The organism is Flavonifractor porci, assembly GCF_037572415.1.
In the GTDB taxonomy this organism is placed as follows: Bacteria; Bacillota; Clostridia; order Oscillospirales; family Oscillospiraceae; genus Flavonifractor; species Flavonifractor porci.
In genome coordinates this window covers 15,982-29,287 of the sequence record NZ_JBBHLB010000026.1, presented here as the reverse complement: position 1 = coordinate 29,287, position 13,306 = coordinate 15,982, and the positions used below count along the sequence as shown (strand labels likewise).

The window sequence follows — 13,306 nt, the reverse complement described above, 5'->3', positions numbered from 1 at the left end:
GTAAACTCGTTCTCCCTGGCATACAGGTAACCGATCACCGCCTGCTCCCCGAAGGGGATGCGGCGGGCCTGGGCCAGGTAGCCCATCACCGCGTTGTCGCACAGGCGCTCAAAGGCGGTGAGACTGCCGCCCCGCATAACTGCGGCGCCTTCCTGGGCTGCCGCAGTGAGGTAAGTATGGGCAAAGATTCCCGCCAGGTCGGCGCCTCCGGAGCCAGCGGCAAGAAGGCTGTCCATCTGTATGTCGCCATTGGGGAGAAGAACCCGGCGCAGGAAATCTGACCCCTTGCCCATGCGGGCGGCCCGGACGGTGGAGCGCAGGTTGGTGGCGTCGATGAGCAGCCGGACGTAGCCCTGGAGGAAGGAACTTCGGGCAGCCTTGGCTGTTTCAAGCAACTCCTCAAAATAGGCCTGATCCAATAGAAAATTGGCGGCCTGGGGATCGCCGCTGGAGGCCAGCAGATCCTTGGCCTGTTCCACAGCCTGAGAGAAAATGGAGCTGTATCGATCCAAATCCATTTGGAGATAGTCCTCCTTAAGCCGTTGGGCGGGATAGCGTCCGGCATCCAGCAGCAGTTTGTCGAGGGACTGACCGGTGGCCTCGGCTTTCAGCAGTACTTTCGCGTTGTGGTAGTCGTACTTGATGCAAAACACATCCAGAATGGCCGGATTAGGGACATCCCGGTATAGTTCGGAAAAGAGCGCGCACCGGGTCTGGTCAAGGACGTGTTCGATGGCTGTGGGGGTGAGGGACGGAAACTCTCCATAGCCGCACTCGGCCAAAACCTTGGCAGCCTCCTCCACACTGCGGGCAGAGAGCATCCGCTCCATCCGCTCCCGGGTCAGCAGCTTATTCTCCATGGTGTGGATGCGGGCCGAAATGTAAAGGTAGTCGTATTCTTTTAGCTTTTTGCCCATGTTACACCCTCCTTTTTATGTGGAAGTGGGTCATTCTTTAAACAAAACCTGGGCCACCTCGGCGGAGAGGGTGTTCCGCTGAAGATGGATTAGCACTTCAAAGGAGCAATTGGTTTCCACCTGGCTGTCCTGAAGAATGAGCCCCCCTTTGATGGGCCGGGTCTGCTCGGACAGGGTCAGGTGTCCGCCGCCCAGCTTTTCATTGGCCTGGGTGACAACTGCCTTGCCGTAGCGGGTGCGATCCTTCTGGGAGAAGATGACCGCCTCCTTCTTGGTGGAGGAGGCGCGAACCGCCAGGTCGGCCAGCAGGGCTACGTACTCCTTCTCCGGCAGCTCCAGCAGCTTCTCCAGAGCCAGGTCAAAAGCCCGTCCGATCAGCTCCTGTTTGGTGGCCAGAATGTCCCTACGAGCCTGCATTTTTGCTTCGTCCACCAGCCGCTCCTGACGGAAAACAGCTTCTTGCTGCCCCTTGCGTCGAATGGCTTCCACTTGGATCTGAGCCTGGGACTCATACCAAGATTGAATTTCCTGGGCTTGACTCCGGGCCTGAACCAGGGCGGCGTCAATCTCCTTTTGCACATCAGCATCAATCTGACCGGTAAGTTTTTCTAATCCGTTCATAGATTACCGCCTTTCTTCCTGTCTGGCAGCTGATGCGTGCCCTTACAGGGCGTTCATCAGGAGAAGCACGGAGGCCAGCAGGGAGAGAATGGCGTAAAACTCCACAATACCGCAGAGGATGATACCCTTGGCCCAGTCGTCAGGCTTCTTGGCTACCACATTGATGGCGGAGGCGGCCACTCTGCCCTGGTAGATGGCGGAGAGCCAGCCGCCAATGGCCATGGGAATGCAGGAGACGAAGATGGTCAGACCGTTGGTAATGGACAGATCCACGATACCTCCGGAGAAGGCACCCATGGTGAACAGGGCGAAAAACCAAATAACCAGGCCGTACAGTCCTTGGGTACCGGGGAGTACCTGGAGAATCAGGCACTTGGAGAAATGCTCAGGGTTTTCACTCAGAAGGCCGGTGGCCGCCTCGCCCACCATGCCGGTGCCCTTGGCAGAGCCCACGCAGCAGAGACCCACCGCCAGGGCGGCCCCCAGAAAAGCCAGACCGATGCCTCCAAATTGCGCAATGAAGTCAGCCATGTTATTGTTCCTCCTTGATATCTACATATTTTGTATTGATGAACAGGGGACGGAAGGGCTTGCCGCCCTCCTTATAAAACCGCCCAAAAAACTCCAGACACTGGAGCCGCAAGTCGTGGACATAGCAGCCCAGCAGGTTTAGGGCAAAGTTGAGGGTATTGCCGATAAGGGAGATGATGACGAAGCCCACCACATTTCCGGTCACGGAACCCAGCGTATTAAAGACCTGGGCGATGACGCTGCCAGCCAGCATCAGGGCCATGAGACGGGCATAGGAGAGAATATCGCTGAAAAATCCGGTGACGCCGTTATACACCGTACCAATCAGGGAAGTGATTTTCCCCAGACCCCTTGCGCCTCGGGTGCCGCCGTAGAGAAGCATGAGCAGTCCTGCGATGAGAACAGCGGGGTAGCCCCTGACGTTTCCCACGCCCAGCACCGCCAAGGCAATGCCGGTCAGAATAACCCACCATGTCACTTCGTTCCACAGGGCGTCTGCCCATTCACCACTCTGGATTTTCCGAACCACGCTGATAATCATACCGGTAATAATCTGCAAAAGGCCCAAGGCCAGGCAGCCAACCAGAATGGCCAGGGTATCGGTGAGAGGGGTAAACAGATAGGGCAGAGAGGTGAACGTTGTATTTGGATCAATGATTTTGGCAATTTGGGGAATAAAGTCACCCAAAAAGCCGCCGGTAAGGGCGCCCATGATAAAAGTGCTGATGCCGCAGAGAACCAGCAGCCCCGCCATGTGCTCCATTGTACCTTTGGGATGCAGCTTCTTGAGCATAAAAAGGCCGCCGGCCACCATTAAAATACCGTAGGCCATGTCGGCCATCATGAGCCCAAAGAAGAATACAAAGAAAGGCGCCATAAGAGGGTTGGGATCCACCCCGTCGTAAGTAGGCAGGACATACATATTTGTGACCATATTGAGGGGCTTGGTCAGCGGGTTGTTTTTGAGCTGAATGGGCACACGGGGGTACTCGTCTGGCTTCGGATCGGCGGCTTCCCAGGCCGCTGCGTACTGGGAGAGTACGGTTTCCACCTTGCCCAGCTTGTCCGCCGGTACCCATCCCTCCAAAAACAGGGTGGCCTGGGTGGAGAGGATCCGGCCCTTAACTTCTTCCCGCTGTATGTCCTGAGCCAGCTGGTCGATGGTCAGTCGCAGGGCCTGCCGGTGCTCTCTTTCCTGGACAATAGCTGCCTTACAGGCGTCCAGCTCCCTGGAGAGCGCCGCAAGCTGGGCGTCAATGGCGTCAATATTGGCCCGTGCTGTGCCCGTCCAGCCTCGAAGGGATACGGGTGAAAAACCAAAGGTCTTGAGTAACGCCATGGCCTTCTCTTCAACAGAGTGGTGGCACAGGAGCAATACGTACTGGAATTCCCGGTCGCGGCCTGCCCAACTCAGCTGGGCCAGCTCGGTTACAGCTGCCAACTCCACTTCTGCCCGATGTCGGTCAACATTTCCTGAGATCGCGCCAAAGGATACAGAAACGGATCGGGTGGACGGAGTATCCAAGGGGGTGTCCAATTCCAACCAGGGAGCCAGTGCGGATTTTTGGGCGGTGAGTTTGCTCTGCTCGCTGTAAATGGCCGTGATACGGGCATCCCGGGCCGAAATCCGCTCCGCAGCAGCTAAAGCCTCTTGGCGAGTAGACCTGTCAAAGAGCTGGGCCTCTGTGACCTGCGGGCGCGCTTGAAACAAAGAGCCCTTGGAGGGAGCATAGTGGTTAAGAAGTTCCAAAGCAATGCTGAGTTGATCCATTTTAGCCTTTGTGTCTGCCAGCGCGGTATCATCCATCCGGGCAAAGGAGGCCCAGGCGGGATCGGTTAGCTCCTCAGTGGGTTCCTGGATTTCCACACAGCCCAGGTGCTGAAGCTGACAAAGCAGTTTCTCCCGATCTGCTGCCATGGCAAAGAGACGCAGGCGCTTCATTTTGACTATGGACATGAGTCTCCCACAACCCTTCTGATAATGAGTGCCGCGGCGGCATCCAGCCGTTTGGCCGCCATCTGGCGCAGGCTGGTGCAGGCTTGTTTGGTCTCCTGTTGTATAGCCTTAACCTCTTTTTCCGCGGCAGCCTTTGCCTTGACCAGCGCCTCAACCGCCTGCGACTGTGCAGTACTGCGCACTTGCTCCAGCTGCGCCTGACAGGACTGCTCGGTGTCAGACACCAGCTTTTTACATGCCACGGCTGCTTCCGTCCTGCGGGCACGGGCCTTTTCCTCTGCCTCGGCCACCCTTTGGACTGCTTCTAAAGACATTCCATCACTGCCTTTCTGTTTAAATGATTGGAATCCACTAAAACTGTCAGGATACCAGTCGCAGCCTGCTGGGTGGCTTTGTTTAAACCACCCAGCAGGCTGCGTTCTGTGCAGACAGTCCGTGATCGTGGAACCGGGCTTTCATAAACATTTCGGGTGTAATGCCCTCTGAACCATGGTATTTCCCTATCCAGGCAGCATGGTTCCGGTATCCAAATATCTCGTATGCCAGGAGAGTGCTTGCTTCAAATCGTGGGGCGTGTGTCCTCCCTGCTTGCTGGCCTCCTCCAGATACTCCCGCAGAAGGGGCCGGTATTTGGGATGTGCGCAGCGGTCGATGATCAGCTCCGCCCTCTGCCGGGGGGATTTCCACCGCAGATCTGCCAGCCCCTGTTCTGTCACAATCACCTGTACATCGTGCTCCGTGTGATCCACATGGGAACACATAGGAACGATACAGCTGATCGCGCCGTCTTTTGCCACAGAAGCGGTGGCAAAGATGGTAAGTCCCGCATTGCGGGCAAAGTCGCCGCTGCCGCCAATGCCGTTCATCATCTTTGTCCCCATAATGTGAGTGGAGTTTACATTACCGTACAGATCGCACTCAATGGGCGTATTCATGGAGATTAAGCCAAGGCGTCGTACAATTTCTGGGTTATTAGCAATTTCCTGGGGGCGGATGACAATTCTCTCCCGGAAAAAGTCAATGTTGTCATAAAACAGCTCCTGATTCTTCTTGGAGAGGGAAATCGCTGTGGTAGAGGCGCCCACCATTTTGCCATCCCAAATGAGCTTCAGCGCGGAGTCCTGCACAACCTCGGTATACATCCGAAGCCCGGAAAAGCCGCTGTCGCCAAGGCCTGCCAAAACGGCGTTCGCCACGCTGCCCACCCCAGACTGTATGGGATTCAAAGAGGGGGGCTGCCTTCCGGCGGCCACTTCTTCCTTTAAGAAAGCGATTATGTGAGCGCCAATCGCCGCGCTGACATCATCCGGTTCCTTAAAGGTGGGATAAGTCCCGGGATCGTTGGTCTCTACAATAGCCACCACCTTATTGAAATCACATGGTATTGCAGTACCGCCGATGCGCTGTGTGGCTTCCGTAAGAGGAATGGGGCGGGAGTCTACCTGGTAGATGTCATGCATGCCGCACAACTCTAAAGGAAGGGCGGAATTGACTTCCAAAATGATGTGGTCGGCCTGATAGAGGAAGCAGTCGGACGCGCCCACGGCAGCAGACGGTATGACGCCTTCTTCCGTAACCGCGGCACATTCAACAATCGCATAATCGATATGTAGACCGCCCCGATTGATAAACTCGGGCATATGGCTCAGGTGCATATCCGAATAGCCAACTTTGCTCTGATTAATGGCCGTCCGAATGAATTTGTTGCTCTGGTAGGGATATCGCATAGCCAACAAGCCAGCTCGGGTTAAGGCACCGTCCAAAGCGTCACCCACCGAGGCTCCGGTCAGAAGTGTGAGATGATCCGCCTTTCCCTGTTGGGCCAGTGCCTGAGGAATGGCCTTTGGCTCACCAACCAGGGTAAAGCCGGAGCAGCCGATTACGCTGCCGGACTGGATGAGCGCGGCCACATCCTCCGCGCTTTTTACTTTATCCCGCAAAGGGGCATAAATTCGCTCCATGTCTCTGTCCTCCACAACCTATGAAATCCGCCCGGCCAACCGATCCAAGCGGAGGTTTCGGAAGTAAAGGCAAATGTCGATGGACACCATAACGATGTTGAGGATATAGAAGAAAAACACATAGGTAATATTTTGGGTCGTGAGTTTTCCGGTGATCGCACTGACATAGCCAATCCAAATAAATAATTCGAAAATGAGGCTTTTACCCAGGGTGGTGCGAGCCTTGTAGGATTTATAGACGGACAGCGGCCAGGAAATGCCGAAGCAGATGACCATTCCGAGTTCAAATATCTCTCCCATATGAACCACCAGATTCAGGCGCAAGTTCAAGTTGCACACTGAAGTGTCCTTTCTTAAAGATGTGGGCCGGGAATTCATGTCCCGGCCCGCTGGGGAAGACTGGCCGGATGGGTTATTCGATGCTCAACAGGACAGTGCCGGATTTTACCTTATCGCCCGGCGCAACCATAACCTCTTTAACGACGCCGTCTTTGGGGCAGGGGATGGGCTGCTCCATCTTCATGGCCTCCATGGTGCCCAAGTTGTCGCGAGCCTTGACAGAATCGCCGGGCTTTACATTGATGGCCACAATGGTACCGGGAATACGAGACTTGATTTCCATACTGAATTCCTCCTTAATAGTAAGTGCGTGTTCTGGCTGTTACACCAGTCGAATCGTTGTAACAAAGATGCCTGCGGCAATTGCAGAGGTAATCACGCCAGAAATATTGGCACCCATGGCCACCGGCAGGATAACTGCAAAGGGGTTTTCCTCCTGAGCTGCATGTTGGGCCAGTTTGGCAGTAGTGGGAACACAGGAGACACCAGCAATGCCTATTGTGGGGTTAAAGTATTTGTGGCTTGCTCTATGAAAAATGTAGACGATCCAGCCGCCCAACAATCCGCCAACAGCTGATACCGCCAGAGCCAGGATGCCGATAATCAGGATGATGATGACGGTGGGGTTGAGAATGGTGGATGCCTCGCACAGCACGCCCAGGATCAGCCCCAGGAAGAAGGTGCCGAAATAGGACAAACCCTCCTCCAGTAGCTCGGTGTACTTGTTGATTTTGGCTTCCTTGACTGCCATACCGATGAAGAAGGAGAGGATCAGGGGCGCCGCCACTGGCAACAGCAGGCAGAGCACCGCACAGGTGATGACGATGAACGTAAACTTGGATTTTTGGGAGACCTCGGGCACGTCCACATACATGTCAATGCCCCGGTACTTCTTGGGCACCAGCGCTTTAATGATGTAGGGGTAGCCGCCGTAGGTCAGGCTGAGGTAGAGGTAGGCGATGATGGAGATGGGGACGAAAAGCTCGGGGGCCATCATTAGGGAAGAAAACAAAACCATGGGTCCGTCGGCGCCACCGATGGTAGCCATGGCAGCGGACTGTTCCGGAGTCAGTCCAAAGCCGAGCACACCGACTACCAGAGCTACGAAGGTACCTAGCTCAGCAAAAATGGCAATAATCATGGAACTCCAGGGTTTTGCCAGCAGGAAACTAATCTCGCTTCGCGCTCCGATCCCCATAAAGACCAAGCAGGCAATAAGTCCATTGGAGAAGGTCAAGTTGTAGATCGGCTGTAGGAAATTGATTTGCATGGTGTCCACAATAGCTGTAGCATCGGAAACAAGTGGATCCAGCAGCAGGTTCCCCACTGCGCCCGAGGTTAGAAACATCATGCCGCAATTGACCGCCATCATACCTAGTCCCATGGGCACCATAATCAAGGGCTCAAGGGTGCGCTTGAAGCCAAGCACAGCCAGGATAAAGCCGAAGATGATCAAAACGACACGCGCTATCGCAATATTTGTATCTACGGCAAAAAATGTTCCAATACCGGGGAACATCTGCATAAAAAGCTCCATGCTAGACACTCCCTTCTCCGTTGTCCTCTGACTGCCCCGGGCGGCCGGTCAGTTTGCTGATACCTACGATGATTGCTACCACCAGCAGGGAGATCACTGCGGTTAGCCCGTAAGCCATTGCGGTATACGGAATAATGCCCATATTTTTCTACACCTCTCACAGCGGCATGTTTCCGCGGGGATGCGGGAGCCGCTCTTTATTCATCAGCAGTTTCAAGGCCTCCAGCAGCCGTACTCTGGTTTCAGAGGGATGAATGACCAGATCCACGAAACCACGGCCAGCCGCCATATAGGGTGTGGCAAACTGCTGCGAATAGAGCTCGATTTTTTCCTTGCGGGCTGCGGCAGGATCCTCTGCGGTCTGGATCTCCTTGCGGAATACCACGTTGGCCGCACCAGCGGCGCCCATGACGGCGATCTCGGCGGTGGGCCAGGCATAAACGAAATCAGCTCTCAGATCCTTGGAGCACATAGCCAGATAGGAACCGCCGTAAGCCTTGCGCAATACCACGGTCAGCTTGGGCACCTCGGCCACAGAATACACATACAGCAGCTTGGCGCCATGCCGGATGATGCCGGCATGCTCCTGATCCGCTCCAGGCAGGAATCCGGGAACATCCACGAGGTTGATCAATGGGATCCCGAAGGCATCACAGAACTGGATGAACCGGGCCGCTTTATCGGAGGCGTTGACATCCAGGCTGCCACCCATGGAGAACGGCTGGTTGGCGATCACGCCCACACTGTATCCGCCTAGACGGCCAAAACATGTGACGATGTTGTCTGCGTAATAGGGCTGCAGCTCCATCACGCTGCCATCATCCAAAATGGCATCGATGATATCGTGGACGTCGTAAGGCATGGCGGAGTCGTCCGGGATTACGCCATCCAGCTGACTGCGGCTCTCATCCCCGGCTGCATAAGGAATTTGTGGGATGCTGTCGCCTGCCTTGGAGGGTAGATAACCTAACAAGCGGCGCACCGCCTGCAGAGCCTCTTCCTCGCTGCCCGTAGCCAGGTGAGCCACGCCTGAGACGGTGGTGTGGGTGTCCGCCCCACCCAGTGCCTCGGCAGTGATTTCCTCGCCGGTAGTGGCGGCAATCACTGCAGGGCCAGTGATAAACATTTGGCTCTCTTTCTCCACCATAACGATAAAATCAGTCAGGGCGGGAGAATACACTGCGCCGCCAGCGCAGGGGCCCATAATCACGGAGATCTGGGGGATGCGGCCAGACGCGCAAGCGTTGCGGTAGAAAATCTGACCATAACCAGATAACGCGTCCACAGCCTCCTGGATACGAGCCCCGCCGGAATCGCACAGCCCAACCACCGGGCAGCCAGCCTCCAGGGCCATATCCATCACTTTGCAGATTTTTGCCGCATGCATCTCGCCCAGAGAACCGCCCTGAGCAGTAAAGTCCTGGGCGTATACGAAAATGGTGCGGCCATCTACTTTACCATAGCCAGTGACAACGCCATCGGCTGGAATATCCTTATCCCCCATGCCGAAAGCGGTACAGCGGTGGCGGACAAAACGGTCTACCTCTACAAAAGTGCCCGGATCCAAAAGCATGTCGATTCGCTCACGGGCGGTCTGTTTTCCCAATGAGTGCTGCTTTTCTACCGCCTTGGGGCCGCCGCACTGCAAAACATGAGCTGTGAAATCATCGAGCTGTCCAAGCTTTTCCGCAGTTGTCACGATACTCACTTCCTTTCGCACAGTTCCAGCAGAACCCCGTGAGTGGCTTTGGGATGGAGAAAGGCTATTCGCGCCCCACCTGCCCCGTATCGGGGCGTCTGGTCGATAAGGCGCACACCCTTTTCCTTCAGCTCTGCCAGAGCGGCGTCAATGTCATCCACCCGGATGGCGACGTGCTGAATTCCCTCGCCGTTCTTTTCGATGAAGCGGGCAATGGGGCCGTCTTCCGTAGTGCTCTCCAGCAGCTCCAGCTCGCTGTCGCCGCAGGGGAGGAAGGCAACCGTCACCTTCTGCTCCTCCACCACCTCCGTACCCTTACTCTGCAGGCCCAGGGTTTCTTCATACCATTTCACTGAGGCGGCCAAGTCTTTCACCGCAATACCAATGTGGTCAACTCTTGTGCAATTCACAACCGGAACCTCCTATCTTTATCTGCGTTACAAATTCAGCCGCCCAAAGATATGGGCTTTCTTTTCTGGACTGGAATTGCTGCAGGCTTTGCTGGAAGGCTGGGCTATCCAACAGAGGCTGCAACAGGTGCTGCTCGATGCCCTCTCGAACCAGAGTCAACAGTTCACTTCTTAAACGCAGGGAGCGGCGCTTGGCAAGTTCCCCGCTTTCATCCAGACACTGATACTGGGTGTCCAGCGCGGCGCACAATTCCGCTATCCCCGTCCCCTGGGAAGCGGATACCAAAAGCACCGGAAGAGAACGCTTTTCCTCCTCGCCCAACTCCAGCATGGCCCGCAGTTCATTGGCGGTGCGATCTGCGCCGGGACGGTCGGCCTTGTTGACTGCAAACAGGTCGCCAATTTCCAGAATACCTGCCTTAATAGCCTGCACATCGTCACCCAAGCCGGGAACATTGAGCACTAACACCAGATCCGCAGTCTCCATAACAGCCACTTCAGACTGTCCCACACCAACTGTTTCCAGGAGAATTAAATCATAGCCGCAAGCATCCAGCACATGTACGGCGCCCGCACTGGCTGGCGAGAGCCCTCCCAGCTGGCCGCGGGTTCCCATAGAGCGGATAAAGACGCCTTTATCCAAGGTCAGATCTCCCATCCGTACTCTGTCCCCCAGGATGGCGCCCCCGGTAAAAGGGCTGGTGGGATCCACCGCGATAATTCCGACTCGCAGACCTGAGGCCCTCCAGCATTTGGTCAGGGCATTGGTCAGAGTACTCTTTCCAGCGCCAGGTGGACCTGTGATGCCGAAAATACGAGCCTGACCGGTATGGGGCCAAAGCTGAGTAAGCAGGGAACGGGATTCCTCTCCGCCTTGCTCGATGGCACTGATCAGGCGGGCGACTGCGCGTTTGTCACCTGCACGTCCTTTGGTCAGAAGATCATCAAAATCCTGTCTCATTCCCCGCCACCACAATGGGCTCGCAGGAAGTCTACTGTTTCAGCGGTGGGAGTACCGGGGGTAAACACCTCCGCGACACCAGCCTTCTTCAGGTCAGGGATATCTTCTTCCGGAATTACGCCGCCGCCAAACACCAAAATGCCGTTTGCATCCTGTTCCCGCAGCAGTTCAATGACCCTGGGGAAGAGATAATTATGTGCACCAGAGAGAAGGGAGAGGCCCACCGCATCCACATCTTCGGAAACGGCAGCTTCCACGATCTGCTCGGGGGTCTGGCGCAGACCGGTGTAGATGACCTCAAACCCAGCGTCCCGCAGGGCCCGGGCCACCACCTTGGCACCCCGGTCATGGCCGTCCAGACCGGGCTTGGCAATCAAAACGCGGATCTTCTTCTCACTCATCTCAAAGCACCTCCATGGGGCGATATTCCCCAAATACCTTCCGCAGTTCGCCGCAGATCTCGCCCTCGGTGCAGTACACCCGGGCGCAGTCCAGAATGTAAGGCATCAGGTTGTTAGTGCCCTGAGCTGCGGTACGCAGGGCCTCCAGCCGCTGGCGCACCAGGACGTTGTCCCGGCCGGCCTTCATGGCCTGCAGTTTCTTAATCTGGTTGGTTGCCACAGAAGAGTCAATGTGAAGCAGTCCCTTGGCGGGCGGCTCTTTGATAGTGAACTTGTTCACACCCACCACGATCTGGTCGCCGCTCTCCACCTGACGCTGATACTGGTAGGAGCTCTCGGCGATCTCCCGCTGGATGTAGCCCTGCTCCACCGCCTTCACGGCGCCGCCCATCTCGTCGATCTTGGCGATGTACTCCTCGGCGGCGGCCTGGAGCTCATCGGTCATGTGCTCCACATAGTAGCTGCCCGCCAGGGGGTCGATGGTGTCGGCCACACCGCTCTCATAGGCCACGATCTGCTGGGTGCGCAGGGCGATGCGGACGGAGTCCTCCGTGGGCAGGGCCAGGGCCTCGTCCCGGCTGTTGGTGTGCAGGGACTGGGTACCTCCCAGCACAGCGGCCAGGGTCTGGATGGCCACACGCACAATGTTGTTGTCAGGCTGCTGAGCAGTGAGGGTGGATCCGCCGGTCTGGGTGTGGAAGCGGAGCATCATGGATCTGTCCTTCTTGGCGTGGAAGCGCTCCTTCATGATTTTGGCCCACAGCCGGCGGGCAGCACGATACTTGGCCACCTCTTCCAGAAGGTTGTTGTGGGCGTTGAAGAAGAACGAAAGCCGACCAGCAAAGTCATCCACATCCATACCGGCCTCCAGGGCGGCCTCTACATAGGCGATACCGTCGGCCAGGGTAAAGGCGATCTCCTGGGCGGCGGTGGAACCGGCCTCACGGATGTGGTAGCCAGAGATGGAGATGGTGTTCCACTTGGGCACATTCTGGGAGCAGAATTCAAAAATATTGGTGATCAGCCGCATGGAAGGGGCAGGCGGGAAAATATATGTACCTCTAGCTGCGTACTCCTTCAGAATGTCGTTCTGGATGGTACCCTTCAGGGCGGAGGCGGGCACGCCCTGCTTCTCCGCAGCGGCAATGTAGAACGCCAGCAGCACCGCAGCAGGGGCGTTGATGGTCATGGAGGAGCTGACCTTGTCCAGGGGGATGCCCTGGAAGAGGATCTCCATGTCCGCCAGAGAGTCAATGGCCACGCCTACCTTGCCCACTTCGCCGTGGGCCATGGGGTCGTCCGAGTCGTACCCGATCTGGGTGGGCAGGTCAAAGGCGATGGACAGGCCTGTCTGCCCTTGATCCAGCAAATAGCGGTATCTCTTGTTGGATTCCTCCGCGGTGGCAAAGCCGGCGTACTGCCGCATAGTCCAGAAGCGGCCCCGGTACATGGTGGGCTGGATGCCCCGGGTAAAGGGATACTGGCCTGGATAACCAAGTTGGTCTTCATAACTTCCCATGTGATCTTCTGGCGTATACAGACGTTCTACTGGAATACCGCTGGTGGTCTCAAAGCTGGATCTTCGCTCCGGACTTTTTGCCAATGCTTTTGCAACGAGTTCTGATTCCCATTGCGCTTTCCCGTTCATTGCATACACTCCTTCTGCTCTTTATTTTGCCTCCATTATCTAAACAAAGGCTTCTCTATGGTTCCTGACTGCTTTTTCGTGTATAAAGCAAGCGCTCTGGAACAGCCACACCCTTCAGAAAGGTAAAGAAAAGGTGAGGCATAAAGCTGACTTTATGCCCCACCTAGTGATAAAATAAGGAAGCTCTTAAAGCCTCCAAACAAATTATGATCCAATTAAAAAGAAAGGTAAATCATAACACCACTTCCCAGCAAATCTGGCTACTTTTTCAGTGTATCAGGACAAGTGCGGTGTTTTAAGAGCAATATTTGAATAATTGAAAAT

At 55.8% G+C, this 13,306-nt stretch carries 15 protein-coding genes; all 15 read right to left on the bottom strand.

The window, feature by feature from the left end; all coding sequences use genetic code 11:
- On the bottom strand, positions 1 to 917 hold a 917-nt coding region (locus WHJ28_RS15935; RefSeq protein WP_340043025.1), incomplete at its 3' end, for a V-type ATPase subunit.
- Positions 918 to 947: 30 nt separating this feature from the next.
- A complete protein-coding gene (locus tag WHJ28_RS15930) occupies positions 948 to 1,538 on the bottom strand; it encodes a V-type ATP synthase subunit E (protein ID WP_340043024.1) in 591 nt (196 codons plus the stop codon).
- A gap of 42 nt (positions 1,539 to 1,580) precedes the next feature.
- Positions 1,581 to 2,069: a V-type ATP synthase subunit K gene (locus WHJ28_RS15925; RefSeq protein WP_191379888.1), complete on the bottom strand. Its 489-nt coding sequence runs from the start codon at positions 2,067 to 2,069 to the stop codon at positions 1,581 to 1,583.
- 1 nt (position 2,070) lies between these two features.
- A complete protein-coding gene (locus WHJ28_RS15920; protein ID WP_340043023.1) occupies positions 2,071 to 4,026 on the bottom strand; it encodes a V-type ATP synthase subunit I in 1,956 nt (651 codons plus the stop codon).
- Positions 4,017 to 4,268, bottom strand: a complete 252-nt coding sequence (locus tag WHJ28_RS15915) for a hypothetical protein (RefSeq protein ID WP_340043022.1) — start codon at positions 4,266 to 4,268, stop codon at positions 4,017 to 4,019. Before WHJ28_RS15915 ends, WHJ28_RS15920 begins: the two co-directional genes overlap by 10 nt.
- A 258-nt stretch (positions 4,269 to 4,526) precedes the next feature.
- Complete coding sequence (gene scpC / locus WHJ28_RS15910) at positions 4,527 to 5,987, bottom strand: succinyl-CoA:acetate CoA-transferase ScpC (protein ID WP_340043021.1); 1,461 nt, start codon at positions 5,985 to 5,987, stop codon at positions 4,527 to 4,529.
- 18 nt (positions 5,988 to 6,005) lie between these two features.
- Entirely contained in the window at positions 6,006 to 6,287 is a 282-nt protein-coding gene (locus WHJ28_RS15905; protein WP_340043020.1) for a hypothetical protein, read from the bottom strand.
- A 112-nt stretch (positions 6,288 to 6,399) separates the two neighbouring features.
- A complete protein-coding gene (locus WHJ28_RS15900) occupies positions 6,400 to 6,609 on the bottom strand; it encodes an acyl-CoA carboxylase biotin carboxyl carrier protein subunit (protein WP_340043019.1) in 210 nt (69 codons plus the stop codon).
- Positions 6,610 to 6,648: 39 nt separating this feature from the next.
- A complete protein-coding gene (gene madB, locus WHJ28_RS15895) occupies positions 6,649 to 7,863 on the bottom strand; it encodes a Na+-transporting malonate decarboxylase, carboxybiotin decarboxylase subunit (RefSeq protein WP_340043018.1) in 1,215 nt (404 codons plus the stop codon).
- A gap of 1 nt (position 7,864) precedes the next feature.
- Positions 7,865 to 8,005, bottom strand: coding sequence for a hypothetical protein (locus WHJ28_RS15890; RefSeq protein ID WP_340043017.1), 141 nt, complete (start codon positions 8,003 to 8,005; stop codon positions 7,865 to 7,867).
- Positions 8,006 to 8,020: 15 nt separating this feature from the next.
- Positions 8,021 to 9,562: an acyl-CoA carboxylase subunit beta gene (locus tag WHJ28_RS15885; RefSeq protein WP_340043016.1), complete on the bottom strand. Its 1,542-nt coding sequence runs from the start codon at positions 9,560 to 9,562 to the stop codon at positions 8,021 to 8,023.
- 5 nt (positions 9,563 to 9,567) lie between these two features.
- Positions 9,568 to 9,972, bottom strand: coding sequence for a methylmalonyl-CoA epimerase (gene mce / locus WHJ28_RS15880; protein ID WP_340043015.1), 405 nt, complete (start codon positions 9,970 to 9,972; stop codon positions 9,568 to 9,570).
- Entirely contained in the window at positions 9,953 to 10,933 is a 981-nt protein-coding gene (gene meaB, locus WHJ28_RS15875; protein ID WP_340043014.1) for a methylmalonyl Co-A mutase-associated GTPase MeaB, read from the bottom strand. Before meaB ends, mce begins: the two co-directional genes overlap by 20 nt.
- Positions 10,930 to 11,334 (bottom strand): cobalamin B12-binding domain-containing protein, encoded by a 405-nt coding sequence (locus WHJ28_RS15870; RefSeq protein ID WP_340043013.1) that lies wholly within the window; start codon positions 11,332 to 11,334, stop codon positions 10,930 to 10,932. The genes meaB and WHJ28_RS15870 overlap by 4 nt, the downstream gene beginning before the upstream one ends.
- A gap of 1 nt (position 11,335) precedes the next feature.
- Entirely contained in the window at positions 11,336 to 12,982 is a 1,647-nt protein-coding gene (locus WHJ28_RS15865) for an acyl-CoA mutase large subunit family protein (RefSeq protein ID WP_340043012.1), read from the bottom strand.
- Positions 12,983 to 13,306 lie beyond the last annotated feature (324 nt).